This is a genomic window from [Rhizobium] kunmingense (assembly GCF_977018605.1).
The window spans coordinates 201,507-227,500 of the sequence record NZ_CDRNXG010000002.1 but is presented as its reverse complement, the minus strand read 5'-3'; the positions used below and the strand labels follow the sequence as shown (position 1 = coordinate 227,500).

At 61.8% G+C, this 25,994-nt stretch carries 21 protein-coding genes; 13 read left to right on the top strand and 8 right to left on the bottom strand.

The genetic code is table 11. The features are described from left to right. Nucleotides 1–88: 88 nt before the first annotated feature. From AC0JZ4_RS19410 to AC0JZ4_RS19395, 4 genes are all read left to right on the top strand, one after another. Complete coding sequence (locus AC0JZ4_RS19410; protein WP_471888147.1) at nt 89–1,234, top strand: ABC transporter ATP-binding protein; 1,146 nt, start codon at nt 89–91, stop codon at nt 1,232–1,234. Nucleotides 1,235–1,302: 68 nt separating this feature from the next. After that, complete coding sequence (locus tag AC0JZ4_RS19405; protein WP_471889036.1) at nt 1,303–2,157, top strand: carbohydrate ABC transporter permease; 855 nt, start codon at nt 1,303–1,305, stop codon at nt 2,155–2,157. Further along, nucleotides 2,157–2,978, top strand: coding sequence for a carbohydrate ABC transporter permease (locus AC0JZ4_RS19400; RefSeq protein WP_471888146.1), 822 nt, complete (start codon nt 2,157–2,159; stop codon nt 2,976–2,978). Before AC0JZ4_RS19405 ends, AC0JZ4_RS19400 begins: the two co-directional genes overlap by 1 nt. 56 nt (nt 2,979–3,034) lie before the next feature. Then, nucleotides 3,035–4,327, top strand: coding sequence for an ABC transporter substrate-binding protein (locus AC0JZ4_RS19395; protein WP_471888145.1), 1,293 nt, complete (start codon nt 3,035–3,037; stop codon nt 4,325–4,327). Between the two features lie 95 nt (nt 4,328–4,422). Here the strand turns inward: AC0JZ4_RS19395 and AC0JZ4_RS19390 are convergent, their stop codons facing one another. Then, complete coding sequence (locus AC0JZ4_RS19390) at nt 4,423–5,121, bottom strand: GntR family transcriptional regulator (RefSeq protein ID WP_471889035.1); 699 nt, start codon at nt 5,119–5,121, stop codon at nt 4,423–4,425. Between the two features lie 281 nt (nt 5,122–5,402). On the opposite strand from AC0JZ4_RS19390, the gene AC0JZ4_RS19385 reads away from it, so the two are divergent. The 9 genes from AC0JZ4_RS19385 (at nt 5,403) to AC0JZ4_RS19345 (ending at nt 17,856) form a co-directional block, all read left to right on the top strand. Next, a complete protein-coding gene (locus AC0JZ4_RS19385; protein ID WP_471888144.1) occupies nt 5,403–6,170 on the top strand; it encodes a LamB/YcsF family protein in 768 nt (255 codons plus the stop codon). A 6-nt stretch (nt 6,171–6,176) separates the two neighbouring features. Further along, the gene (locus AC0JZ4_RS19380) at nt 6,177–7,817 is read left to right on the top strand and encodes a 5-oxoprolinase subunit B/C family protein (protein WP_471888143.1); all 1,641 of its coding nucleotides are present in this window, start codon (nt 6,177–6,179) and stop codon (nt 7,815–7,817) included. Further along, nucleotides 7,814–9,580 (top strand): acetyl/propionyl/methylcrotonyl-CoA carboxylase subunit alpha, encoded by a 1,767-nt coding sequence (locus tag AC0JZ4_RS19375; RefSeq protein ID WP_471888142.1) that lies wholly within the window; start codon nt 7,814–7,816, stop codon nt 9,578–9,580. The genes AC0JZ4_RS19380 and AC0JZ4_RS19375 overlap by 4 nt, the downstream gene beginning before the upstream one ends. Beyond that, nucleotides 9,577–11,400 (top strand): ABC transporter ATP-binding protein, encoded by a 1,824-nt coding sequence (locus tag AC0JZ4_RS19370; RefSeq protein WP_471888141.1) that lies wholly within the window; start codon nt 9,577–9,579, stop codon nt 11,398–11,400. The genes AC0JZ4_RS19375 and AC0JZ4_RS19370 overlap by 4 nt, the downstream gene beginning before the upstream one ends. Before the next feature lie 56 nt (nt 11,401–11,456). Next, entirely contained in the window at nt 11,457–12,992 is a 1,536-nt protein-coding gene (locus AC0JZ4_RS19365; protein WP_471888140.1) for an ABC transporter substrate-binding protein, read from the top strand. An 80-nt stretch (nt 12,993–13,072) separates the two neighbouring features. Further along, nucleotides 13,073–13,996 carry an ABC transporter permease gene (locus AC0JZ4_RS19360; protein ID WP_471888139.1) on the top strand — a complete coding sequence of 308 codons (924 nt, stop codon included), beginning with the start codon at nt 13,073–13,075 and terminating at the stop codon, nt 13,994–13,996. A gap of 6 nt (nt 13,997–14,002) precedes the next feature. Next, the gene (locus AC0JZ4_RS19355; RefSeq protein ID WP_471888138.1) at nt 14,003–14,851 is read left to right on the top strand and encodes an ABC transporter permease; all 849 of its coding nucleotides are present in this window, start codon (nt 14,003–14,005) and stop codon (nt 14,849–14,851) included. Nucleotides 14,852–14,883: 32 nt separating this feature from the next. After that, on the top strand, nt 14,884–16,620 hold the full coding sequence (locus tag AC0JZ4_RS19350; protein WP_471888137.1) for a M14 family metallopeptidase: 1,737 nt from the start codon (nt 14,884–14,886) through the stop codon (nt 16,618–16,620). Nucleotides 16,621–16,842: 222 nt separating this feature from the next. Further along, a complete protein-coding gene (locus AC0JZ4_RS19345) occupies nt 16,843–17,856 on the top strand; it encodes an Ldh family oxidoreductase (protein WP_471888136.1) in 1,014 nt (337 codons plus the stop codon). Between the two features lie 41 nt (nt 17,857–17,897). Here the strand turns inward: AC0JZ4_RS19345 and AC0JZ4_RS19340 are convergent, their stop codons facing one another. The 7 genes from AC0JZ4_RS19340 to AC0JZ4_RS19310 form a co-directional block, all read right to left on the bottom strand. Continuing rightward, the gene (locus tag AC0JZ4_RS19340) at nt 17,898–18,419 is read right to left on the bottom strand and encodes an Lrp/AsnC family transcriptional regulator (protein ID WP_471888135.1); all 522 of its coding nucleotides are present in this window, start codon (nt 18,417–18,419) and stop codon (nt 17,898–17,900) included. A gap of 122 nt (nt 18,420–18,541) precedes the next feature. Further along, nucleotides 18,542–19,678 (bottom strand): M24 family metallopeptidase, encoded by a 1,137-nt coding sequence (locus AC0JZ4_RS19335; protein WP_471888134.1) that lies wholly within the window; start codon nt 19,676–19,678, stop codon nt 18,542–18,544. Between the two features lies 1 nt (nt 19,679). Next, nucleotides 19,680–20,900, bottom strand: coding sequence for a M20 family metallopeptidase (locus tag AC0JZ4_RS19330; RefSeq protein WP_471888133.1), 1,221 nt, complete (start codon nt 20,898–20,900; stop codon nt 19,680–19,682). A 58-nt stretch (nt 20,901–20,958) separates the two neighbouring features. After that, nucleotides 20,959–22,605, bottom strand: a complete 1,647-nt coding sequence (locus AC0JZ4_RS19325; protein WP_471888132.1) for a dipeptide ABC transporter ATP-binding protein — start codon at nt 22,603–22,605, stop codon at nt 20,959–20,961. A gap of 10 nt (nt 22,606–22,615) precedes the next feature. Continuing rightward, nucleotides 22,616–23,440, bottom strand: coding sequence for an ABC transporter permease (locus AC0JZ4_RS19320; RefSeq protein WP_471888131.1), 825 nt, complete (start codon nt 23,438–23,440; stop codon nt 22,616–22,618). Further along, complete coding sequence (locus tag AC0JZ4_RS19315; RefSeq protein WP_471889034.1) at nt 23,433–24,380, bottom strand: ABC transporter permease; 948 nt, start codon at nt 24,378–24,380, stop codon at nt 23,433–23,435. Before AC0JZ4_RS19315 ends, AC0JZ4_RS19320 begins: the two co-directional genes overlap by 8 nt. A 58-nt stretch (nt 24,381–24,438) precedes the next feature. Continuing rightward, complete coding sequence (locus tag AC0JZ4_RS19310; protein WP_471888130.1) at nt 24,439–25,989, bottom strand: ABC transporter substrate-binding protein; 1,551 nt, start codon at nt 25,987–25,989, stop codon at nt 24,439–24,441. Between the last annotated feature and the right edge of the window lie 5 nt (nt 25,990–25,994).

Here is a 25,994-nt window from a genome sequence, read left to right as displayed (position 1 = left end):
CGACAACCCTGTAACCGAACCTTCGCAAAACTGTCGCGGTGCTGTCATGGGCACCCATCATAGGCGCCCCTCGAACAAGGAGCGCAACATGCAGCCTCAATCCGTAAATCTCTCGGGCATCGGCAAAGGCTTTGGCGCCGACGATGTGCTGAAGGGCATCGATCTTTCCATTCGCCCCGGCGAATTTCTGTCGCTCGTCGGCATGTCCGGATGCGGCAAGTCCACCTTGCTCAGGATCATTGCCGGCCTGGAAATGGCCGACCGCGGCACGGTATCGATCGGCGAGCGCGACGTAACCGACGTCGATCCCGCCGACCGCAATCTCGCAATGGTCTTCCAGTCCTACGCGCTCTACCCGCACATGAGCGTGCGCGAGAACATCGCGACGCCGCTGCGCATGCGACGCCTGTCCTTCTGGTCGCGCCTGCCGCTGATCGGCCGGATCTTCGCCGGCAAGCAGACACTCGGCGAGATCGCTGCTGCCGTCGATGACGCAGCCGCCGTCCTGCAGATCGGCCATCTTCTCGATCGCAAGCCGGCCCAGCTTTCCGGCGGCCAGCGTCAGCGCGTGGCGCTGGCGCGTGCACTCGTGCGTTCCCCCGCCGCATTCCTGATGGACGAGCCGCTGTCAAACCTCGACGCCAAGCTGCGCGCCCATATGCGCGGCGAACTGACAAACCTCCACGACCGCCTCGGCGCGACCTTCATCTACGTCACCCACGACCAGATCGAGGCGATGACCATGTCGGACCGCATCGCCCTGATGTCGGAAGGACGCATCGAGCAGCTCGGCACGCCGGACGAACTCTATCGCACGCCGGCCACGCTGACCGTCGCCCGCTTCATCGGCACGCCCTCGATCAATCTCCTGCCTGTCGAAGTCGGGACTTCGGGCGAGATCGCACTTCTAGGCCGCAAGCTCGGCCTGCGGACGACAGGTGCATCGGTCGGACCGGCGACGCTCGGCATTCGAGCGGAAGATCTGTTTGTCAGCGAAACAGGCATTGCTGCGCGCATCCTGCGCACGGAAATGCAGGGAGCCGATCGCTTCGTCACCTGCCAGCTTGTCGACGACACATCACTTTGCGTCGTCATGCGTCAACGCGCAGGCGACACGATCGGCGCCGATATGGATGGACGGATCCGCATCGGCTTCAGCGAAACCAACCTTCACCTGTTCGGCTCTAACGAGAAACGTTGCGAACTTGCAGCAATCGAGCAGGTATCGGCGTGAGCATCACCGTTTCTGCGACAACCGACGCCGGAACACTGCGCAGCCGCACGTCCTCGCCCGCCCGCCGCATGGCGCGCCGCGGGATCATTTTCGTCCTGCCCGCCGTTCTGCTTCTGCTCGCCATCTACATCATCCCGATGCTTGTTCTCGCGGTATTCTCGGTCACGGATTACCAGCTCGGCGCCCTGTCGACGAATTTTGTCGGGCTTGAGAATTTCTACAAGGCGTTCAGCGATCCCGTCTTCATGCGGGCGCTCGCCAATACCGTGCTCTACGCCGTCATCGTCATTCCGGTCGGCGTATTCCTGGCGCTTGGCATCGCGCTTCTCGTCTATAACCGCAAGCGCAGCCGCGCCTTCTGGGAGATCGCCTATTTCCTGCCGGTCACGGCAACGCTCGTAGCCATGGCGACTGTATTCCAGTTCCTGCTGCATCCTTCGCTCGGGCCGGTCAATGCCGTGATCAAATGGTTCGGCTTCGAGCCGGTCGGCTTCCTGTCCAACCCGGTACTGCTGATCCCCACCATGGCCATCATCGGCATATGGCAGGTTCTGGGCTTCAACATGGTGCTCTTTCTCGCCGGCCTGACCGCGATCCCGAAGGACCTGCATGAAGCCGTGCGCCTGGATGGCGCCAAGAACCCGATCGATCGCTTCTTCAGCGTCACCTGGCCCATGCTCGGACCGACGACAATGTTCGTGGTCGTCACCACTTCGATTTCCGCTTTCAAGGTGTTCGAGACGGTTGCGGTGCTGACCAAGGGCAGGTCCGGCTCGGAAGTGCTGCTCTATTCGCTTTATCTCGAGGGGTTCGAATACGCCAACACCGGCTATGCCGCCGCGTTGACGTTGATCTTCCTCGCCATCGTTCTGGTTCTGTCGATCGGCCAGACGCTGCATATGGACCGGAAGGTGCACTACTGATGGCCGCTCTGCGCAAATACCTTCCGCATGCCGTGCTGGCGCTTGGCGCCTTCGTCATGCTTCTGCCCTTCTACTGGATGTTCCTGACCTCCATCCGCTCGCCGGCAGAAATTTTCAGCGTGTCGCTCTGGCCCATCCCGGAGGATTTTTCGGCGCTCGACAACTATGCGCGCGCGGCAGGCCAGGTGCCGATGCTGAAATTCATGGCAAACGGCGTGATCGTCTGCCTCGGCATCCTGATCGTCCAGGTAGCGACGGCCGTGCCGGCTGCCTATGCGCTGGCGAAGCTGCGCTTTCCCGGCCGCAAGCTGCTGCTCACTCTGGTGATTGCCGCGCTCACGGTGCCGATTCAGGCGCTTGCCCTGCCCCTTTTCGTCGGCCTGGCGCAGGCGCAGCTGCTCAACACCTATTTCGCCATGATGATGCCGTTCCTGCTTTCGGTCTTCGCCATCTTCCTCTTCAACCAGTCGTTCCGCAGTTATCCGGACGAAATCATCGAGGCGGCGCGCCTGGATGGCTTCTCGGAATTCGAGATCTGCTGGCGGCTGGTGCTGCGCGGCTCGCTGCCCTCGCTTGCCGCCTTCTCGGTCTTCTCGCTCGTGGCGCATTGGAACGACCTCTACTGGCCGATGATCGTTGTCACCGACACGAACCTCGCGCCGCCGCCGCTCGGCATGCTGTTCTTCGCCGATGTCGAATCCGGTGCGAATTACGGTGCGCTGATGGCGGGTGCGACGATCATCACGGCCCCGATGGTGGTCTGCTTCCTCCTCGCGCGAAAACATTTCATCGCCGGCATCACCATGACCGGCGTGAAGTAAGCCCCTCCTCCTCCCTCAACCCAACTCCCCTCAACCCAACTCCTCGGAGATCCTCGATGAACATCAACCGACGGACTGCCATTGGCGGCCTGGCTTTCGGCCTCGCGCTGACCGGCCTTTCGACGCAGAGCCTTGCAGCGGACGTAACCCTCAACGTCCTCTACAATCTGCCCGGCTTCACGAAATTCCATCAGCCGCTGGCTGACGAATTCATGAAGAACAACCCGGACATCAAGATCAATTTCCTCGCACCTGCAACCGGCTACAACGAAGGCCAGCAGCAGGTTCTGCGCGCGGCCGTCACCGGCAGCCTGCCCGACGTCTATTTCTCCGGCTATAACCTGACGGCGGAACTCGTCCACACGCTCAAGCCGCGCAACCAGATCACCGACCTCGCGCCCTTCATCGAGAAGGAAGGCGGACAGGCGTTCCTCGACAAGAACTACACGTCGAACATGGCGGCCCTGGGCAAGATCGACGGCACACAGTACGGCCTGCCGGTCAATGCGTCCTCGCCGATCATCTACATCAACGCCGAACTGGTCCGTAAGGCCGGCGGTGACCCGGACAACATGCCGAAGACTTTCGCCGGCCTGATCGAACTGGCCAACAAGATCCATGCCCAGGACGAGAAGGTTTCCGGCATGGGCTACGACATCAACCTGTGGCCGGATGACTGGCTGTGGCAGGCTCTGATCACCAACCAGGGCGGCAAGCTGGTCGACGAAGCCACGAAGACCGTCGGCTTCGACAACGAAATCGGTTTGAACGCGCTGAAGCTGACCCGTCGCTTCGTCACCGAAGGCGGCCAGAACCTGCTCGACTGGGATCAGTCGCGCCAACAGTTCGGCGCTGGCCTGACCGGCTTCATCTTCTCCACCCCGGCCCACGTCCAGACCGTCGAAGGTCTCGTCGGCGACCGTTTCGAGCTGAAGACCGCGACCTTCCCGCTCGACAACCCGGAAAAGGGCGGCGTTCCGACCGGCGGCAATTCGGCCGTCATGCTGACCCAGGATGCAGCCAAGCAGGATGCTGCCTGGAAATACCTGAAGTGGGTCACCGGCCCGGAAGCCCAGAACGTCATCGTTCGCATCACCGGCTACCTGCCGACCAACAAGCTCGCCACCGGTCCTGACTTCCTGGCGCCCTATTATGCCGAGCATCCGAATGTGAAGACTGCCTCGCTGCAGGCTGACCGTTCGCTTCCGTGGGCCGGCTATCCGGGTGGCGACAGCGTTCGCATCTGGCGCACCCAGCGCGACATCATCGGCACCGTCATGCGCGGCGAAGTATCGCCGGAAGACGGCCTGAAGCAGATCGTCGAGCAGACCAACGCTTTGATGAAGTAAGCGATTGAACGAAAATACGAAGGGCCGCGGAGAAATCTCCGCGGCCCTTTTTCATATCAGCCGCCCCGGCTTCCATATCTCGGGAAGATGCGTCTTCAGACTTCCGCAGTAACACGTGCATAAGCGCCAAGGATGAAGCGCTCGGCACGCAGAAGATAGGCTTCGAGCAGGGCGGCGGCGGCGGCAGAATTCCCGGCTTCCAGTGCCGTGACGATCTCGACATTCTGGTCGATGAACGGCCCGTGCAGAAACTCGGGGTCTTTCAACAGACCGAAGACGAGACGCAGTTCGAGGGAAATCTGCGCATAGAAATTCGACATCCGCGGACTGTCCGAAAGCTCGACGATGGCCGCATGAAAGGCGATGTCGGCGCTGCCGACTCCAAGCCAATCGCCTGCCTTGCGGCAGTGCCGCGCCCCGTCCACGGCGGCGCGCATGCGTTTTACCGCCGGATGTCCTGGATGCGCCTGCGCCAGCGCCGGACATTCGATGAAGCGTCGAACGCGATAAATATCGATGATCGTCGACATGCTGGGCGTCGACACGAAGACACCGCGATTGGCCTCGTAGCGCAGCAGACCTTCCTTGGTCAGCATACGAAACACTTCGCGCAGCGTATTGCGCGAGACCTGCAACTCCTCGCTCAGCGTCAATTCGGAAAGATGGCTTCCCGGCGTCAGGTGGCCGGAAATGACCTGATCGCGGATACGGCTTGCGATCGTTTCCGCCAGTGTCTGGACCTGCTCCGATGGGCGTGTTGCGGCTGGCGCATTACGGTTGCCCGGAGCCGGCATACCCGTTTCCTCTCCTAGCGGTTTGCGTGCAGCCAAGCGATGCCCCTTCCGTCGCCGATCCGTATTCATCTTCCGGTAATGTGCGCGGGTCGTCCCGACAAGCGAAATGACGCCGCGACCACAGTCGGAACCTATTTAAGCCGTGCAAAAATCAAGCATGCCCAATCAATATGCACCTGATCCTTTGTAGGGCAATACACAAAAATTGTTCAACACTATGGACAGCATTGTCCTCCTTTGTTAGCTTTTGTTCAAAATGAGGCGGAGAGGGCAGAGCGTTCATGATGAACATCGACATCAACAGCGACCTGGGCGAAAGTTTTGGCGCGTGGAAGATGGGCGATGACACTGCCATGCTCGATATCGTCAGCAGCGCCAACGTTGCCTGCGGCTTCCATGCCGGAGATCCTGCCGGCATTCTCAAGACACTTCGCTCTGCCGCCGAACGCAATGTGACGATCGGCGCCCATGTCGGATATCGCGATCTTGCCGGCTTCGGCCGCCGCAACATGGACCCGTCGAGCGAAGAGCTGGTCGGCGATGTCATCTACCAGATCGGCGCATTGCAGGGCTTGGCCCGCGCCGCCGGCACCCGCGTGACCTATGTGAAGCCGCATGGCGCGCTCTATAATACGATTGCCGTCGATGCCCGCCAGGGCAAGGACGTGATCGACGCCATTCTTGCCGTCGACCCTTCGTTGGTGCTGATGGCGCTGGCCGGTTCTCCGCTCGTTGCACAGGCACGCGCTGCCGGCCTGACCGTTGTCGCCGAAGCCTTTGCCGACCGAGCCTATACGCCAGAGGGCAATCTCGTTTCGCGCCGGGAGAAAGGCTCCGTTCTGCATGACCCCGATCTGATCGCCGCACGCATGGTGCGGATGGTCAAGGAAGGCGTCATCGAGGCGATCGACGGCACGCTGACCAAGGTCGATGCCCAGTCGATCTGCGTGCATGGCGACAGCCCCGGCGCCGTTGCCATGGCAAAGCGCCTGCGCGAGGTTTTCGAACAGTCCGGGCTTGCCATCCGCGCCTTTGCAGGCATTGCGTGAGCCGTCATGCAGTCCGCAGTGCATGATACCAACAGAGACACATCCTTGCGCATCCTGCCGGTGCGGGGCGATTGCATTCTCGTCGAACTGGCAGACCTCGGTAAGGCGCTGGCACTTTTCGACGCGCTGAAGACGAACCCGGTTGCCGGTATCGGCGAAATCATTCCGGCCGCCCGCACGCTGCTGATCTCCTTCGATCCCTACATCATCTCCGACGATATGCTGGCGGATGCCGTGGCGGCACTGGCCGGCGGCGAGCGCAAGGCGGCCGCCGGAGGGCTGGTCGAAATTCCTGTCCGCTATGACGGAGAGGACCTGAACGAGGTTGCCGGCATTCTCGGCATCAATGCCGAAGACGTCATTCGCCTGCATGGCGAAAGCGATTATGTCGCTGCCTTCACCGGTTTTGCGCCGGGCTTCGCCTATCTTTCCGGTGGCGACCGGCGCCTCACCGTACCGCGCCGCAAATCGCCACGCACCCAGGTGCCGGCCGGAGCCGTCGGTCTCGCGGGCGAATTCAGCGGCATCTACCCGAAGACCAGCCCCGGCGGCTGGCAGTTGATCGGCACCACGCCGCTTGCGATGTTCGACATCGACCGGACGCCGGCATCGCTGCTGCAACCGGGCAGCCGCATCAGGTTTCGCGACATGGCGAAGGATGCTGCCTACGAGATCAGGCAGGCCGTCCAGTCTGCCACCGCCAAGGCCCCCTCCTCTGCCGACGCGGGTGCGGCTTCGATCGAAATCCTGTCCACAGGATTGCCCGTCGTCTTTCAGGACCTCGGGCGCGCCGGACAGGCCGGTCAGGGTATCAGCGTCTCCGGTGCTGCGGACCGGACAAACCTGAAGGCCGCCAACCGTATTGTCGGCAATCCGGCAAATACGACGGCGCTTGAAGTCGCCATGGGCGGCCTTTGCCTGCGCATGCGCGGCCGCGGCGTCATGGCCGTGACCGGCGCCACGGCATCGATCTCGATTACCGGCGCCGACGGAACAACTATCCCCGCTCCGCATCACACAGCCATCGCGCTGGATGACGGCGACCAGGTTTCGCTCGGCGCCCCGTCGGCGGGAATGCGTTCCTATCTGGCGCTGCGCGGCGGTTTCGAGGTGGCACCGGTTCTGCAAAGCACCGCCACAGACACATTGGCCCAGATCGGCCCGGCAGCCCTGACGGCAGGCGATGTCGTGAACATCCGGAATGTTCCGGTTGGATCGCTAGTTTCCATAGAGGAACCGGCCTTTGCCATGCCGACGACGACCGAAACCGTCGTGCTCGACGTCGTCATGGGCCCGCGCACCGACTGGTTCACCGATGAAGCCGTCGAAAGCTTCCTGACCCAGGAATGGGCTGCCACACCGCAATCCAGCCGTGTCGGAATTCGCCTTGCCGGCGTGTCACTGGAACGCGCCAAGCACGCGGAACTGCCAAGCGAGGCCACCGTGCGTGGCGCGCTGCAGGTCCCGGCAAGCGGCCAGCCCGTGCTTTTCCTTGCCGATCATCCGCTGACCGGCGGTTATCCGGTGATCGCCAATGTCGCCGGCCATCATCTCGATCTCGCAGGCCAGATACCCGTTGGCGCAAAGATCCGCTTCAACGCGATCTCGAGCTTCGCCCCCCGTTTCATTCCAGGAAAATGCCCATGAAGAAGGTTCTGATAGCAAACCGCGGCGAGATCGCGGTGCGGATCATCCGGGCCTGCAAGGATTACGGACTGACCTCGGTCGCCGTTTATGCCGATGCCGACGCCGATGCGATGTTCGTGACGCTTGCCGACGAAGCGTATGCCCTGAACGGCGTGACGGCGAAGGACAGCTATCTCGATATCGACAAGCTGATCGCGGCAGCGAAACGGTGCGGCGCCGATGCCGTGCATCCGGGCTACGGTTTTCTGTCGGAACGCAGCGAGTTTGCGCAGGCCGTCATCGATGCCGGTCTCATCTGGATCGGCCCCGATCCGCAGGTGATCGAAGCGCTCGGCGACAAGCTGAAGGCGCGCGCGATCGCCCAGAAAGTCGGCGCTCCGCTGGTTGCCGGCTCCGACGGCGCGATTTCCTCGCCCGCCGAAGCTTTGGCATTCGCGAAAGAATTCGGCTTGCCGATCGCCATCAAGGCAGCGCATGGCGGCGGCGGTCGCGGTCTGAAGATCGCCCGTCAGCTTGACGAGGTCGAGGAACTGTTTTCATCGGCGACGCGCGAGGCTGTCGCCGCTTTTGGTCGCGGCGAATGTTATGTCGAGCAGTTTCTCGACCGCCCGCGGCATATCGAGGCGCAGGTGCTGGCGGACCGTCTCGGCAATGTTCTGGTCGTGGGGACGCGCGATTGCTCGCTCCAGCGCCGCAACCAGAAACTTGTCGAGGAAGCACCTGCGCCTTTCCTTTCCGACACACAGCGCGAAAAGATCCATTCGGCGGCACGCGATATCTGCGCCGAGGCCGGCTACACGGGTGCCGGCACGGTCGAATTCCTGCTCAGCGCCGATGGTATGATTTCCTTCCTCGAGGTCAACACCCGCCTTCAGGTGGAACATCCGGTGACGGAGGAGACCACCGGCCTGGACCTCGTCATCGAACAGTTCCGCATCGCCGAGGGTCAAGCCTTGAGCGTTACGCAGACACCGGAACCGCGCGGCCATGCGATCGAGTTCCGCATCAACATGGAAGATCCCGGCCGCGGATTCCTGCCTTCCGCCGGCGAGATTTCCCGGTTCACGGCACCGGCAGGCCCCGGCATTCGTATGGATTCCGGCGTTGCTACCGGCTCTGCCATACCTCCGATGTTCGATTCCCTGTCGGCAAAGCTGATCGTCTGGGGCGCGACGCGCGAACAGGCGATAGCCCGCAGCCGCCGTGCGCTGCGTGAATTCAGTATTGATGGCGTACCGTCAGTGCTGCCCTTCCACCGCGCCGTCATCGATCATGCCGATTTTGCCGGTGATTTCCGCGTCCACACGCGCTGGATCGAGACCGATTTTGCCGAGACGCTGGAAGCCGCGAGCCGCCCTGCCCCGGCGGCGGTCGCCGGTCTTCTGCGCGGCCATGTCGAAATCGACGGCAGGCGTGTCGAGATCGGCATTCCCGACGCATTCCTGCGCCTGCTCGGCCCGCTTTCGGCGGTTCCGGGCGAAAGCAATACGGGCGAGAGAAACGATGAGGGCGCTGTAACGGCCCCCGTCCCCGGAATTCTGGTTCAGTGGAATGTTGCCGATGGCGCTGTCGTGCAAAAAGGCGACGTTCTTGCCGTGATGGACGTGATGAAAATGGAGACGGCTGTTCCCGCACCTGTCTCCGGCACGATCACCATCCTGGCCGAGGCTGGCTCCTCCCAGACGGCAGGCGCCGTGATTGCGCGCATCGCCGGCGAAAACACTTCAACGACCGAACAGGCCAAGCCGGAGACACGGACATGACCAAGAGCGAAACCACCAAGCCGCTTCTGTCGGTCGAAAATCTGAGCGTCGAATTCGGCTCGAGCCGCGTCGTCGACGACCTGTCCTTTGCCGTCGAAGCCGGCAAGACGGTTGCCGTGGTGGGCGAATCCGGTTCCGGCAAGTCCGTTACCTCGCTGTCGACCATGCGCCTTGCCGACATGATGGGCGCGAAATACGCGGCCGGCCGCATCATGTTCAACGACAAGGATCTGCTGAAGACCAGCCAGAAGGAGATGCGCTCGATCCGCGGCAAGGAGATCGCCATGATCTTCCAGGAGCCGATGACCTCGCTCAACCCGGTCTTCACCATCGGTGACCAGATCTGCGAAGTGCTGATGCTGCACGAAAAAATGGGCAAGTCCGCAGCCATGACGGAGGCCCAACGCCTGCTGGATATGGTTCGCCTGCCGGACTCGGGCCAGCTTCTGCATCGCTTCCCGCACCAGCTTTCCGGCGGCATGCGCCAGCGCGTGATGATCGCCATGGCGCTTGCCTGCCGCCCGAAGCTGCTGATCGCCGACGAGCCGACAACAGCACTCGACGTCACCATTCAGGCACAGATCCTGAACATCATGCGCGACCTGCAAAAGACGCTCGGCATGGGTATGGTCTTCATCACCCATGACATGGGTGTGGTTGCCGAAATGGCCGACCATGTCGTCGTCATGTGGAAGGGCAAGAAGGTCGAGGAAGGTCCGGTAGCCGACATCTTCGCCAACCCGCAGCATCCTTATACCCGCACCCTGCTGTCGGCGGTCCCCAAGCTCGGCAGCATGACCGGCGAAGATTTTCCCAAGCGCATGCCGCTGACCGTTCTTCAGGACGGCGAGCCGACAGTGGTCGGTGAAGAGCGCGTGCAGGACACGGCAAAATACGACGAGAAGCCGCTTCTGTCGGTAAAGGACCTGTTCGTTCGCTTCGACATCAAGAAGAACATCTTTGGCAAGGCAACGCATCGCTGCAGCGCCGTGCAGAAGGTCAGCTTCGATATTCATCCCGGCGAAACAGTGGCGCTGGTCGGCGAGAGCGGGTCCGGAAAATCGACCATCGGTCGCACCATCCAGCAGCTGCAAGCCTCCATGGGCGGCGAAATTGCATTCAACGGCCGCACCTATCAGTCCATGTCGGCGGCCGAGCGCTTCCGCATGCGCCAGGAAGTCCAGTACATTTTCCAGGACCCGTTCGCCTCGCTCGACCCGCGCAAGACGGTCGGCTTTTCGATCGCCGAGCCGATCAACACGCACGGCCTGATCAATGACGGCAAGGCGGTGCGCCGCCGCGTCGATGAACTGCTGGAGCGTGTCGGCCTGCCTTCGAATGTCGCGTCGCGCTACCCGCACGAATTTTCGGGCGGCCAGCGCCAGCGTGTCTGCATCGCCCGCGCACTCGCTTCCGACCCGAAACTGATCATCGCGGACGAAGCCCTTTCGGCGCTCGACGTTTCCATTCAGGCACAGATCATCAACCTGTTCATGGACCTGCAGGCGGAGCGTGGTCTCGCCTACCTGTTCATCAGCCACGACATGGCGGTGGTCGAAAAGATGAGCCACCGCGTCGCCGTACTGTATCTCGGCCAGATCATGGAAATGGGGTCACGCCGTCAGGTGTTCGAGAACCCGAGCCATGACTATACCCGTCGTCTTCTCTCCGCCGTTCCGGTTGCCGATCCGACGGCACCGCGCAACACGGCGCTGATCGAGGGCGAAATCCCCAACCCCGTCCGTCGCGTCGGCGATGAGCCGGCCATTCTTTCCCACGAGGAAATCAATCCGGGTCACTTCATCGCCAGAAGCGCCTAAGGAAACCCGGATCATAAACCGCGACACAATCGCAAGCATCTGAAGAGGAACAGGTAATGACAATGCTCAAAAGGGGACTGGCGTCGGCCTTCGTGGCTTTCGCTCTCGCCGGCACCGTGCTTTCCGCCGCTCCGGCCTTCGCCGCCGGCAAGATGACCGTTTCGATCCCGCAGGATCCGGGCAGCTGGGATCCGATCGATACATTCGTTGTTGCCTGGGCTGCCGTTTCCACCAACATCTTCGATGGCCTGACCTATCGCGGTCCCGACCTCAAGCTGGTTCCCGGCCTGGCTGAAAGCTGGGAAGAGCTGGACGAAGGCAAGCGCCTTCGCTTCAAGCTGCGCCAGGGCGTCAAGTTCCACAATGGCGAAGACTTCAATGCGGCAGCGGTAAAGTTCACTTTCGAGCGCCTTCTCGGCGAACAGGGTGCCAAGGGACCGCAGCGCTCGAACTACACGGCAATCGACAGCGTCGAGGTGATCGACGACTACACTGTCGACCTCAAGTTGAAGGCACCGGATCCGGTTCTTCTGACCAAGCTCGCCGGCTATGGCGCCGTCATAGTCCCGCCGAAATACATCGCTGAGAAGGGTGAGGACAATTTCAACGTCAACCCGGTCGGCACCGGTGCGTTCAAGTTCGTATCCTATCAGCCGAAGGTGAACATCCAGCTGGACGCCAACCCGGATTACTGGGGTGGCGCACCGAAGCTGTCGGAGCTTGAATTCCGCATCATCGCCGAGCCGGCGACGGCCGTTGCCGAGCTGCAGGCCGGCCGCGTCGATCTGGTCGTCCCGCCAACCATTCCGATCGGCATGCTGCCGGTCATCCAGGGCGACGACAAGCTGGAAATCGTCTCCGTTCCCGGCCCGACCGTCGATGCACTGCGTTTCAACACCCGCGACGGCATCACCGCCGACCCGAACGTGCGCAAGGCGATCATCATGGCGGTCGACCGTTCCACGATCGTGCAGTCTATCCTCGCTGGTCAGGCATCCGAGATCACCAGCTTCCAGAGCGCCCTGTCGTTCGGCTTCGACCCGGACCTGAAGGCAATCCCGTTCGACCCGGAAGGCGCGAAGAAGCTTCTGGCCGAAGCCGGCGTCAAGGCGGGTGCGACGCTGCAGATCGACATTCGCGGCAATGACTCGACGATGAACGAAGTCGCACAGGTCATTTCCAGCTACCTGTCGATGGTCGGCATCACTGCAACCATCAAGCCTTACGAGACCAATGTTCTGCTGAACGACATCATCCCGCAGGGCAAGACCGGCGCGATGTTCCAGCAGAAATGGGGCGGCTGGACCTTCGACTACGATAACACCGCCTATTCGATGTACCATTCCGGCGAAAAGTGGAACCCCTACGACGCCGACGAGAAGATGGACAAGCTGCTGGAATCGCAGCGTCCGCTGACCGACCGTGCCGAGCGTGAAAAGATCCTCAAGGAAGTCGGCGCCTATGCCGCCGACCGCGCTCTGGAACTGCCGCTCTACAACTCGAACGCCATCTTCGGCATCAACAAGCGGATCAAGGACTTCATCGCGCCTCCGGACAACCGCCTGAAGCTGAACGAAGTATCAGTCGACTAATCGGCACGTTCTTCATTCGATAAAATCCCCCGCCCGCATCCCCGCGGGCGGGGCTGGACTTCTCTTATAGGAACTAGAACGTGGCCGGTTTCCTCATCAAGCGATTGCTACAGGCGATTTTCGTCGTCATCGCCATCACGCTCGTCGTCTCTTTCGCCATTCGCCTGACCGGCGATCCCGCGCTCATGATGTTCCAGGGCGGCGGCAGCATGACCGAGGAAGACCTGGCGCGCATTCGTGCGTCGCTCGGCACCGACCAGCCGTTCATCGTGCAGTATCTCACCTTCCTGAAGGGCATGCTCACACTCGATTTCGGCCGCAGCTTCAACGGCGGCACGTCCGTTTCAATGCTGATCGGCGACGCCCTGCCGGCGACCTTGCTGCTCGCCTTCATTTCGATGGTCGTCTCGATCGCCCTGTCGATCCCGCTCGGCATCAAGGCCGCGACGGCCCGCGGTTCGGCCGCCGACCAGGCGATCCGAATCTTTTCGCTGATCGGCCTGTCCTTTCCGAATTTCTGGCTCGCCACCATGCTGGTGCTCTTGTTCGCCATCACGCTCGGCTGGCTGCCGCCAAGCGGCATGGGCGGTTTTGCCAGCTATGTCATGCCCGCCATCACCATGGGCGTCATCCTGACCGCGACCAACGTCCGCCTCGTGCGCACCTCGATGCTGGAAACGCTGCAGTCGCAATACATCATGGTGGCGCGCGCGAAAGGTCTTTCCGAAAGCAAGGTTCTTTACAAGCATGCGCTGCGCAACTGCGCCATTCCGCTGATCACCTATTTCGGCCTGCAGTTCGGTGGCCTGCTCGGCGGCATCGTCGTCATCGAGCGCGTCTTCAACTGGCCGGGCATGGGCTCGCTCGCATTCGATGCGGTGGCCGCCCGTGATTATCCGGTGCTTCAGGCCGTCATCACCGTTCTGTCGCTGATGATCGTCGGCATCAACCTTCTGGTCGACATCGCCTATGGCCTCGTCGATCCCCGCATCCGCACGGAGTAAACGACAATGGCAACCAGAACCTCCCGCCTGTCGCGCTTCGCGAGCCTCGAATTCATCCTTGGCATTTCACTGACCGTCATCATCTGCCTTGCGGTCGTCTTCTCCGACCTGCTGTTTCCCGGTGGCGCCGACAAGATCAATCTGATGGCGCGTCTGGCAAAGCCGTTCACCAATCCGGCCTTCCCCTTCGGCACCGATCCGCTTGGCCGTGATGTGCTGGCGCGCGTCGTTGCCGGTGGCAAGATCTCGCTTCTGGTCGGCTTCACCTCGGTGATCGGCGCCGTCATCTTTGGCGTGCTGATGGGCCTGATCGCCGGGTATTATCGCGGTTTCTGGGACATGCTCGTCATGCGTTTCGCCGACCTGCAGCTCGCCATGCCGTTCATCCTCTTGGCCATCACCTTCATCGCCATCGTCGGTGGCAGCCTGACCAACACGATCATCCTCCTGATCGTGTCGCAATGGGTGCAGTATGCCCGCCTCGTGCGCGGCTCCGTGCTGACCCTGCGTGAGCGCGAGTTCATTCTCTCGGCACGAGCCATCGGCGTGAAGGACTGGCGTATCATTTTCCAGCACCTGCTGCCGAACCTGATCGGGCCGGTGATCGTGCTGATGACGCTCAACGTCGCCAACAACATTCTGCTGGAAAGCAGCCTGACCTTCCTCGGCCTCGGCGTCGATCCGACCATTCCAAGCTGGGGCGGTATGCTGGCCGACGGCCGCACCTATCTGCAGACCGCATGGTGGGTCAGCGTCTTCCCGGGCCTCGCCATCCTGTTGACCGTGCTTGGCCTCAACCTGCTCGGCGACTGGCTGCGCGACAGCCTCGACCCGACCGGCCGCACATCCAGATAATCCACATCGACAGACAGCAAGGTTTTAGCACCATGACCACGATCTTCGAGACTTCAATCGAGCGCACTCTTGAAACTCTGGTCATGGATGCCACGCCCGGCCAGTCCTTCGAAGCCTGGACATTCGACGACACGAAAAGCCGCCGCGCCACCGAGCAGGCGCTGAAGGAGAAGGGCATCACCGCCCGTATCCGCAGCGCCTACAAGCCGCTTCTCTTCACCTTCGTCGAAGAGATCGACCTTGCCGGTGTGACGGCGATCGAAGTGCGCTACCCGGTCCATGCGAATGCCCCCGACAACCGCTTCCGCCTCGAAGCCTATCCGCTGGCATCGCTCGTCGGTGACGCAAAGATCGAATTCGTGGCTCGCGATGACAGCGAATTCGTCTACGACGTCACGCTGATCCGTAATGGCCGGACGGAAACCCTGAAGGTACCGGCACCGAACCGCGTGCATGACGACATCGTCGGCGAAACCAATGTCTCGCCGACCGGCTGGTACCGTGCCGAAGGCGATGCGACCGGTCAGCGTCTGGAAACCGATTACGAACGCCTGTTCCACAGCGCCATTCAGGCCGTCGGCGGTTACGACTGGGGTGTGACCGAACCCTATTTCGAGGAACTCAACATCCGCGTATCGCATCCCGCCGAGGATATGGACCTTGCCGTCGGCGACGAGGTGGTCAGCCTGCGCGAGGCGCTGCATGAAGACTTCTATTTCTCGCTGCTCGAATATTTCCAGAAGAATTCAGGCCGCCCGCTGGGTGATCGAGGCTTGAAGCCGGGCCAGATCGTACCGGAAATCGTCAAGAGCAATGGCGAGATCGCCGTTCGCGTCGAGACCCGGCCGCTGACGACCGGGTTCCTCGACGGCCGGGAACAGGCAATAGACACCGCGATCGAACCTCCAGCAGCCGCGCAGATGGCAAAGCTGCTGAACGAGATCGGCGGCGAGGAATTCGATGCCAAATCCCGTTCCGGCCGCGTGCTTTCGGCACGTTACATCAAGGGCAGCGATGCCGCCGTGATGATCAGCGGCGGCCAGCATCCCAATGAGACGACCGGCATCGTCGGCGCCATCCGTGCTGCCCGCGCGCTGAAAGAGCGTGCCAACGCGCATTTCACCATCTCGCCCCTCGAAAACCCGGACGGTTACGCGTTGCATCAGCGCCTGCGCGTCGACAACCCGCGCCATATGCATCATGCCGCACGTTACACCGCACTCGGCGATGATCTCGAATACCGTACGCGCGAAAATGCCGGCGAGCACCTGAACGAGAAGGCCATCCGCTTCGAGGCGCAGGACTTGAGCGGCGCAAAGCTGCATGTGAACCTGCACGGCTATCCGTCGCATGAATGGACGCGGCCGCTCTCCGGCTACGTTCCGCGCAATTTCGCCATGTGGACGCTGCCGAAGGGCTTCTTCCTGATCATGCGCCATCATGCCGGCTGGACCGAACAGGCCGAAGCCATGCTCGACCATGTGACCCGTCATCTCGGCGCCATTCCGGGGATTCTCGATTACAACAATCGCCAGATCGCGCTTTACGAAACCCATGCCGGCGAAACGGGCTTCCGCATCATCAATGGTTTCCCCTGCCTATCATCGATCGACGACCGGCATACGGTTCCCTTGACGCTGATCACCGAATATCCGGATGAAACAATCTATGGCGACGATTTCATCACCGGCCACACGGCGCAGATGGAAACGGTGATCTCCGCCTATGACGCCTGGCAGTCGCTGCAGGCGAGCAAGGCCGCGGTCTGAGGCGCCCGACCGGTCCGGTAATGATACCACGGCCGTGGCATCATTTCCCGCGCCTCCGGCGGCAAGCCTGCCTTATCGACCACTCGGCTGTGACCAACTGTCGAAACACAGTTGAATGCACGGCCATTGCCGATATGCTTTCGAAATCAAAACGAATGGATGCGACCGCCCGAAACGCTACCGACGAGGCGCGGCATAGCAATAGCAGGCAGGAGAATGACAATGCCGGACAACGCCAAGATCCTCCTGCCTTATGCCGATCTCGTCGACCTGCTCCAGTCGATCTTCATCAAGAACGGCGTGTCCGGGGAAAACGCCCTCATCCTGGCGGAGAACTGCGCGAGCTGCGAACGCGACGGTTCTCTCAGCCACGGCATTTTTCGCATGGCCGGCTATGTCTCGTCACTGAACAGCGGCTGGGTGGACGGCAAGGCCATAGCCGAAGTCGAGGATGTCGGTCCGGCCTTCGTTCGCGTCGATGCAAAGGGCGGCTTTACCCAGCCGGCCTTCTTCGCCGCCAGGCCGCTCCTCATGGAAAAGGTGAAGCAGAATGGCGTGGCGGTTCTCGCCATCCGCCGGTCGCATCATTTCAGCGCGCTGTGGCCGGACGTAGAGCCCTTTGCCGAGGAGGGTCTTGTCGCCTTGAGCGTCGTCAACAGCATGGCCTGCGTCGTGCCGCATGGTGGCAAGACGGCCGTCTTCGGAACCAATCCGATCGCATTTGCCTCACCGCGTGCCGGCAAGCCACCCTTCGTCTTCGATCAGGCATCCTCGGCGATCGCCCATGGCGATGTTCAGATCGCCGCGCGCGCCGGTCACGAACTCAAGCCCGGCATGGGTGTCGACAGCGACGGCCAGCCGACGACCGATCCCAAGGCCATTCTCGATGGCGGTGCCTTGCTGCCCTTCGGCGGTCATAAGGGCAATTCGATTGCACTGATGGTGGAAATCCTCAGCGCTGCGCTCACGGGCGGCTATTTCTCCGGCGAGTTCGACTGGAGCGGCCACAAGGGCGCACAGACGCCGTTCACCGGACAGTTCTTCATCGTCATCGATCCGGCACGCGGCGGCAATGACGTGTTTGCCGAGCGCGTCGCGGGCATCTGCGATCTCGTTCTGGAAGCCGGCCAGGAGCGCCTGCCCGGCGATCGCCGCCATGTGACCCGTGCCAAGGCGGAGCAGGACGGCATTCCGCTGTCTTCGGAAAACTATGAAAAACTGAAGGCCATGGCCTGATTACAGGCTTGACGGGTATGGAAGGGGCAGCCTTGCCTCTTTCAGCTTCTGTCCCTGGAAATGGCGGGCCGGCGATCTGCAGTCGACATGCGCCTCAGGTCCACGGCACGATTGTTGATGATCGCTTCCATCGAGAAGAAGCCCGTGACGGTCGCGAGATCGAAATTGGTGACCAGCCGCTGGTAAAAGGCGTCATAGCCGGACATGCCGCTTGTCACGACCTTGATCAGGTAATCCCAGTCGCCGCCGATGCGGTAGAAGTCGATGACTTCGGGCAGCCGTTCCACATGCGTCCGAAAGCTTTCCATCCATTCCCTGGAATGATGACGGGTACGGATCATCACGAACACGGTCAGGTCCAGCCCGAGCGCGGACAGATCGATATCGCTATGCGCGCCACGGATCATCCCGATCGAGGTTAGCCGCTGCAGCCGCCTCCAGCAGGCATTCTGCGACAGGCCGACCTTCTCGGCCAGATCGCGCTGGGACAGATGCGCATTGCGCTGCAGATGCGTGAGGATCTTTAGATCAAACTCATCGATTTTTTCGGCTTTTTCCATCATGAGACCACAAGGCATCAAATCATGCGGGAAAACAAGCGATAGGTTCGTTCTCCAGCGTGATCCGAGCTGCAACACTCAAACCGCCCGCAGTCCTTGGCGCGGGCGGCTGGGTGGAGCTGCGGTCAACCTGCGTTGGAGAGAATGTGCCTTGGGCTTTGGGTCAGCCGAATGCCGCCTGCCTTGCCCACTACCACAGTCTCGCTGAAGCCGAGACCGCTTGCCGTTGCATAGAGATGAAAGACCATGCCCTCTTCGAGCGGCCAGTCGGATGTCGGCAGAAACACGCCGGAAAAGTCGCTGGTGCGCGGGGTGCGGGTGTATAGTCCGAGCGTATAGGCGGTGACATTCTCATAGACCGGCCGCAGCCCAGCATCGAGCGCGCCCTGACGCATGATCGCATCGACATCGCGGGCAATGGCACCCGGCTTCATCGCGGCGATCTGGAGATCCTGCAACGCGACAAGCTTTTCAGCCGCAGCTTCAAGGTCTGCCGATGGCCTGCCGACCACGATCGGCCGCATCATTCGCGCGCCATAGTTTCCAACGCGTGGAATGAGTTCGACATGCAGCACGTCGCCCTCATCGATCGCCTCGGTCTTGAACACTCCATGAAGAAACTCGTGGCTGCCGGAAGCCTTGACCACAGGCCCAACCTCGCCGGTATCCGCCCCTTCGCGCAGGAACACGCCGGAGGCTATCGCCGCCGCGTCTCGCGTCGTCATGCCGGGCCTTGCCTGCTGCGCAATCTCCACCATCGCCTTGTCGGCAATCGCCGACGCCTGTGCCAGAACCGCAATTTCCTCGGCCGATTTCACCCAGCGCAGGCTATCGCTCAATCCCGGCATGGGCACGAAGACAGCCTCGGGCAGAAGTTGCTGCAGCCGCGTCAAGGTTGCGGCGCTCATGCAGTAGGAATTGGTGTCGAGCCCGATCCGCGCCTGGCCGAAGCCGTGATCGCGAATGCTGGCGGCAACCGCCGCCTGCGCTTCGTCCGTATCGGCAAAACCGACGACATCGGTAATCCAGCTCTTCTCCCGGCACGGCGCTTCGTCCAGCGCACGCAGGCAGAACCACGCGTCGCCCTCGCGCGGCAGAAAGGCCGCGCGATACATGGTTTCCGAGACGGTATAGCCCGTCAGCCAGGCCAGAAGCTCGCCGCTGTCGACGAGCAGAAGATCGGCGCCCTGGATGGGGCCAGAAGACGCCATGACCTCCCGGGCGAGTGTGATACGGCGATCATATTCCGCCCGGGAAAACATCTTACGCCACCTCGCAGATGTCGAGAATGGTCAGCATGTAGACGCGGATCATGTCGAGGAAGTCGACGATGTCGACGCGCTCGTCGGGCATCGTGTTGTAGCGTCCGCCCGGACCGCAGACGATGCCTTCCATGCCAAGCTCATGGTAGAGATGGCCGGCATCCGTGCCGTAGAAGCGCGTCGGCGTGATCGCGCCGGTCTGCTGCTTTTCGCCGCGCACGGCTTCGTAGGCGGCATTGATCGACTTGACGATGCGGCTATCCGGCGACACTTCGAAGGGCGGCATCAGCGGGCGGCCTTCGATCATGTCCGGCACGAGCTTGGCTTCAAGGCCGGGGAACCTGGCCTCCAGAAGGCGCAGTTCCGCATCGACGTCGGCCAGAACGCTTTCCTGCGTCTGGCCTGGCGCATAACGCAGCGAGCCGCGCAGGCGGACGAAATCGGCCACCTGCGGCGGACGCCATTCTGCCAGATCACGGCCGAGCGCGCCGTGGACGACGCCGACATGACCACGGTTGATCGAGCGATGCGTATCGCTCTTTGCACCGCTGAAGGTCATCGCGTTGATGCGCGGAATGATGTCGCAGGCCGCAGCGATCGCATCGACAGACTGTTCTCGCTTCGACAGGTGGCGGGTATCGCCGGTCAGTTCGATGACATAGCTCAGCGCCGCCGCATGCATGGTTACGGCAACGAGGTCGCTCGGCTCACTGTTGACGAAATAGTCGGCCTTCACGCCGCTCCGGATCGCCGCCAGCGTGCCGACGCCGCCCTGTAATTCGCCGACGACGAAGGTCAGGATGACGTCGCCCTTCAGCTTGACGCCGGCGTCGAGCAGCGTCTTCACAGCGCAGAAATACGCGGCGTCGCCGGCCTTCATGTTGGAAACGCCGATGCCGTAGATGAACTTGTCGTCGACGAGGCCCGCATAGGGATCGACCGTCCAGCCCTCGGTGACCGGATTGGTGTCGAGATGACCATTGAACAGCAGGCTCTTGCCCCCGCCCTCACCCTTGAGGCGGCCGATCGTGTTGAAGCGACGGCCTTCGTCGAATGCCTGAAGCTCGGCTTCCACGCCGATCTTTTCAAGCTCCTTGGCCATCCAGCGGGCGAGATCCTTCTCGCCCTCGGTTTCCGAATGACTCTTGTGCTGGACCATTTTCGACAGGAAATCGAGGCAGGCCTTTTCGTCGATCCGATCCACGAGGGACTTCGGGTCCATTGTCATGCTCCTTGATGCATTCTCACTGGCATTGGGTCTTGCTGGGGTATTGAGGAAGTTATTCGTATTGAGCCGCGGCGCGTGGCACCGCCTCGATCAGCCGACGCGTGTAGTCGGCCCGATCAGGGCTATCGATCTCGTCTGCCTTCACCACCTCGATCAGGTCGCCGCGATACATCACGGCGATCCGGTGGGCGATCTGGCGGATCAGGTTGAGGTCGTGGGTGATGAACAGGTAGGCCGTGCCGCTCGCCTTCTGCAGGTCGAGCAGCAGCTCGACCACGGAGGCCTGCACCGAAACGTCGAGCGCCGAGGTAATCTCGTCGCAGATGACCAGTTTCGGTTTCGATGCGAAGGCGCGGGCAATCGCAACGCGTTGCTTTTCACCGCCCGAAAGCTGGTGCGGATAGCGGTCGGCATGGGTGCGCGGCAGGCGGACCTGTTCCAGCATGTCGCCAATCTGCTTTTCCAGATCGCTGCCATCACCGAACAGTTTCAGCGGCCGCGAGAGGATTTCCGAAATCTTCTGGCGCGGATTGAGCGAGGCATCCGGGTGCTGGAAGATGATCTGCACGTCCTTGCGATAGGCATTGTCCATATCGCCGAGATTTCTGATCTCGCGCCCGTCGAACCAGATCTTGCCCTCGAACCGGTTGAGACCCGTCATCGCCTTGGCAAGCGTCGACTTGCCTGAACCGCTCTCGCCGACGATGCCGAGGATCTCGCCCGGATTGACGCTGAGGCTGACAGCGTTGTTGCCAGTGACCCGTTCGGTTTTCTTGCCGGTCAGGGCTGCAAGGAAGGGCTTGCGGCCGAAATGGACACTGACATTCTCGACCTTCACCAGCGGTTTGTCGGTGATGACAACGTCATCCTTGACCAATCGGTGTGCAGGATCGGGAACAGCCGCGATCAGCTCCTTCGTATAGTCCTGCTGCGGGTTGGTGAAGATAGCCTTCACACCGCCCTGCTCAACGATATCGCCGCGCTTGATGACGGCGACACGGCTTGCGGTGCGCGCAACCAGCGCCAGGTCATGGGAGATATAGAGCGAGGCGACGCCGGTCTGCGCTTGCAGCTCGACGAACAGATCGAGGATCTGTCGCGACGTGATCACGTCGAGCGCCGTGGTCGGCTCGTCGAAGATGATGCATTCCGGGTTGCAGGCGAAGGCAGAGGCGATGACGACGCGCTGCTTCTCACCGCCGGAAACCTCGTGCGGCATACGGAGCATCATCTGTGCCGGCGTCTTGAGGCCGACATGGGCCAGCCGCTCCTCGCCTTCCTTCCACGCCTGCTGGCGGGTCAGGCCGCGATGGCGAACGAGAACTTCCGCCAGCTGCGTGCCGAGCGACAGCGTCGGGTTCAGCGACGTGCTCGGGTCCTGAAACACCATACTGATGCGCCGGCCGCGAATGGCCTCCATCTCGCGCTCGGTTTTTTCCAGCAGGTTGTCGCCGCCGAGCAGGATGCGGCCACCTGGTTCGCTGGCATTCTTCGGCAGGTAGCGCATGATCGACCAGGCGAGCGAGGTCTTGCCGGAACCGCTCTCGCCGACAAGGCCGAGGATCTCGCCGCGATGGATGGCGAGGTCGATCGTCTTCAGCGCGTGATACGGTCCGTTGGCGGTCTGGTAATCCAGCGAGTAGTTCTCGATAGCGAGAACCGGCTTGTTTTCAGTATTCGTCATTTCCGTATTCGTCATGGGCGTCACCTCAGGTCCGCGGATTGAGGGCATCGCGCAGACCGTCGCCCAGAAGGTTGAAGCCGACGGCGACGATCGCGATCGCCACGCTCGGCCAGATCAGGATGCCGGCCGACAGATGCATGTAGCGGCGCGCTTCAGAGACCATCAGTCCCCATTCGGCGGCGGGCGGCTGAGCACCGAGACCAAGGAAGGAAAGCGTCGCGAACAGCATGACGGCAAACGAGACACGAATGGTCATCTCGACGATGATCGGGGCAATCACGTTCGGCAGCATTTCGCGGCGAATGATATAGCCGGAGCTTTCGCCACGGGCGATCGCCGCATTCACGTAATCCTGCTTGCGCACCGACAGCGCGACGCTGCGCGTGATGCGGGCCATGCCGGGTGCAAAGGCGATGGCAACGGCCACCAGCGCGTTGACGGTGCTGGAGCCGAGAAGGTTTACGACCAGAAGCGCGAACAACAGACTCGGGATCGACATCACGGCATCGATGGTGCGCATGATCAGCTCGTCGGCGCGTCCACCAAGAAAGGCCGAGGCAGTGCCGATCAGCGCACCGATCAGCGTGCCGGCAATGGTGGCCAGCACCGCCATGACGACGGTCGCCCGCGCGCCGATCAGCAGACGGCTGAAGATGTCACGGCCATACTGGTCGGTGCCGAGCCAGTAGGCGAGGCTCGGTCCCTTGTAGCGGGCGAGCGGCGACAGCTTTTCCGGATCGTAAGGTGCCAGCATGGGGCCGAACAACACGATGAAAAGGACCACCACGACGAGAAACACACCGATGGCGCCCTGCGGCGTCTTGAGAAGGCGCTTCATGAACTCAGTCATACTGGATCCTCTTGTCGAGCCAGGCATAGAGGATGTCGGCGATGAAATTGACGATCGAATAGGTGGCGGCCATGATCAGTACGCCGGCCTGGATTGCGGGCAGGTCGCGTGCCTGGATGGCGACGATCAGCTGGCGGCCGATGCCCGGAATGGCGAAGATTTCCTCCACCACGATGACACCGCCGAGAAGATACCCGACATCGAGCGCGACGATGGTGATGGTCGGCAAAAGTGCATTGCGCAGCGCGTGGCGGCGCAGCACATGTCCGCGGGACATGCCCTTAAGCCTTGCGGCGCGGATATAATCGGTATGCAGCACGTCGACGAGTTCCGAGCGCACCATGCGAGAGACATGGGCGATCAGGATGACCGAGATGACGCAGACCGGCAGGATGAGGTGCATGATGCCATCGACGAAATTCTCCGTCAGCGGCACATAACCGGTCGGCGGAAGCCACTTCATCCAGTCGGCGAAGAACAGAACGGCGACTGTCGCCGTGACGAATTCGGGAAGCGCGACACCTGCATAGGAAATCAGGCTCACCACCATATCGGCCACCTTGCCGCGACGGATGGCGGCGATAATGCCGAGCGGAATGGCGAGCACCAGCATCAGACCGATGGAGAACAGTGCGAGAAGCAGCGAGCGACCGAGTGCCTCGAACATGACCGGCCCGACCGGCTGACCGGTGCGCAGCGACGTGCCCAGGTCCCCCTGGAGGACATGCCAGAGCCAGCTGAAATACTGCTGCCATATGGGCGCGTCGAGCCCCATCGTCTGGCGCAGCGCATCGAGCGCTTCCTCAGTGGCGTTCTCGCCCAGCATCATCACCGCCGCGTCGGCGGGCAGAATCTGGGTTATGGCGAAGACGATCAGCGATACGATGAAGAGCGTATAGACGATCATCACCAGCCGCTTGGCTATGTAATTCGGTGACAGGGGCGTATTCCTCGGTCGAGATGGCCGGACGCCCCAAGGCGTCCGGCAAGGTAACGGATCAACCGCGCTTCGGTGCGTCGCTGCTCAGCGAGACGTGGTCGAGGCGGAAGACGGATGCGCGCGGATGCGCTTCGAAGTTCTGTACCCAGCTGCGCTTGGCGGCCAGAACGTCGAAGAAGGACGGGATGATCGAGGGAACTTCCTCGTTCATGATTTCCTGAGCCTTGGTGTAGAGATCGGTACGCTTGGCCTCGTCTGTCGTGCCGCGGGCTTCGGCAACGAGAGCATCGAAGGCCTTGTTGTTCCAGCGCGTCTCGTTCCAGGCTGCATCCGAGGTATAGAGCAGTTTGAAGATGCCGTCCGGGGTCGGCTGCATGTTGTAGAAGCCGACATAGAAGGCGCCCTTCTTCCACACCTGCTCCAGATACGTCGCATGCGGCATGGTCTGGACGTTGATGGTGATACCGGCTTCCTTCGCCATTTCGCGCAAAGCGACGGCAAGCTGGGTGCGCACGGCCGGACGGTCGGAGGCGATCAGCGTCGCTTCAAGCCCGTTCGGGAAGCCCGCTTCGGCCAGCAGCTTCTTGGCCTCCTCGATATTCGCCTCGCGCTGGGCTACCGGCTTGAAGAACTGGTAGGAGGGGTTGAGCGGCGTATCATTGCCGGTGATGCCGAAGCCTTCGGTGACGAAACCGACCATGGCTTCGCGATCGACGGTCAGCGCAATCGCCTTGCGCACGCGCGGATCGTTGAACGGAGCCGTATCGCAGCCGAAATTGATGTTGCAGAACTGGCCCGACGGCGTGCGCAGCACTTCGACGCCGTCATTGCCGTCGAGGCGCATGTATTCAGTCGGCTGCAGCGTCGAGATGATGTCGACATTGCCGGAAATCATCGCCGATCCTTCGGCCGAGATATCCGGGAAGACCTGGACTTCGACGCGGTCGAGATAAGGGCGCGCCGGGTCGTAATAGTTTTCGTTGCGCTCGACCACGACGAGACGGTCCGGCTCGTAGGAAACCAGTTTGAACGGGCCGGTGCCGACGGCCTTGGTCGACAGGCTCTTCAGGTCGCCGGTGGCGATCGACGCCGGGATGATGCGGGCATTGGTATAGGCGACGGAGACCGGAAGGTCGGCATACGGGCCGGAGAGCTTGAACAGCACGGTCGCGTCGTCGACGGCGACGATATCGGCGATCGGGCCGACATTGTTGCGGCCCGGCGAAGCGGTGGCCGGATCGAGGATCGCCTTGAAGGTAGCGACGACGTCGTTTGCCGAGAATGCGGAACCGTCATGGAAAGTGACGCCGGTGCGCAGTTTGAAGGTCCATTCAGTCAGCGCGTCATTGGCCGTCCAGCTTTCGGCGAGATCGGGCTCGACCGACATGTCGACCTTGAGGCGCGTCAGGTTGCTGTAGAGCAGCTCGGTGATCATGTATTCCGGGTTGACGCGGGTCAGCAGCGGATGAATGACGCTGGCTGCCTGATCGACGGAGATCTTCAGCGTACCGCCTTTGACGGGCGCAGCGGTCTGGGCAAAGCTCATCGACGGAGCGGCGAGGATGGCTGCCGTGCCGGCGAGGAAGAAGCGGCGTTTCATTTCCAGCATGTGAA

Bases quoted from the DNA above. Each gene is read 5' to 3' on its own strand.
- AC0JZ4_RS19410 (WP_471888147.1), top strand. From the start codon at position 89: ATGCAGCCTCAATCCGTAAATCTCTCGGGCATCGGCAAAGGCTTTGGC.
- AC0JZ4_RS19405 (WP_471889036.1), top strand. From the start codon at position 1,303: ATGGCGCGCCGCGGGATCATTTTCGTCCTGCCCGCCGTTCTGCTTCTG.
- AC0JZ4_RS19400 (WP_471888146.1), top strand. From the start codon at position 2,157: ATGGCCGCTCTGCGCAAATACCTTCCGCATGCCGTGCTGGCGCTTGGC.
- AC0JZ4_RS19395 (WP_471888145.1), top strand. From the start codon at position 3,035: ATGAACATCAACCGACGGACTGCCATTGGCGGCCTGGCTTTCGGCCTC.
- AC0JZ4_RS19390 (WP_471889035.1), bottom strand. From the start codon at position 5,121: ATGCCGGCTCCGGGCAACCGTAATGCGCCAGCCGCAACACGCCCATCG.
- AC0JZ4_RS19385 (WP_471888144.1), top strand. From the start codon at position 5,403: ATGATGAACATCGACATCAACAGCGACCTGGGCGAAAGTTTTGGCGCG.
- AC0JZ4_RS19380 (WP_471888143.1), top strand. From the start codon at position 6,177: ATGCAGTCCGCAGTGCATGATACCAACAGAGACACATCCTTGCGCATC.
- AC0JZ4_RS19375 (WP_471888142.1), top strand. From the start codon at position 7,814: ATGAAGAAGGTTCTGATAGCAAACCGCGGCGAGATCGCGGTGCGGATC.
- AC0JZ4_RS19370 (WP_471888141.1), top strand. From the start codon at position 9,577: ATGACCAAGAGCGAAACCACCAAGCCGCTTCTGTCGGTCGAAAATCTG.
- AC0JZ4_RS19365 (WP_471888140.1), top strand. From the start codon at position 11,457: ATGACAATGCTCAAAAGGGGACTGGCGTCGGCCTTCGTGGCTTTCGCT.
- AC0JZ4_RS19355 (WP_471888138.1), top strand. From the start codon at position 14,003: ATGGCAACCAGAACCTCCCGCCTGTCGCGCTTCGCGAGCCTCGAATTC.
- AC0JZ4_RS19350 (WP_471888137.1), top strand. From the start codon at position 14,884: ATGACCACGATCTTCGAGACTTCAATCGAGCGCACTCTTGAAACTCTG.
- AC0JZ4_RS19345 (WP_471888136.1), top strand. From the start codon at position 16,843: ATGCCGGACAACGCCAAGATCCTCCTGCCTTATGCCGATCTCGTCGAC.
- AC0JZ4_RS19340 (WP_471888135.1), bottom strand. From the start codon at position 18,419: ATGATGGAAAAAGCCGAAAAAATCGATGAGTTTGATCTAAAGATCCTC.
- AC0JZ4_RS19335 (WP_471888134.1), bottom strand. From the start codon at position 19,678: ATGTTTTCCCGGGCGGAATATGATCGCCGTATCACACTCGCCCGGGAG.
- AC0JZ4_RS19330 (WP_471888133.1), bottom strand. From the start codon at position 20,900: ATGGACCCGAAGTCCCTCGTGGATCGGATCGACGAAAAGGCCTGCCTC.
- AC0JZ4_RS19325 (WP_471888132.1), bottom strand. From the start codon at position 22,605: ATGACGAATACGGAAATGACGAATACTGAAAACAAGCCGGTTCTCGCT.
- AC0JZ4_RS19320 (WP_471888131.1), bottom strand. From the start codon at position 23,440: ATGACTGAGTTCATGAAGCGCCTTCTCAAGACGCCGCAGGGCGCCATC.
- AC0JZ4_RS19310 (WP_471888130.1), bottom strand. From the start codon at position 25,989: ATGCTGGAAATGAAACGCCGCTTCTTCCTCGCCGGCACGGCAGCCATC.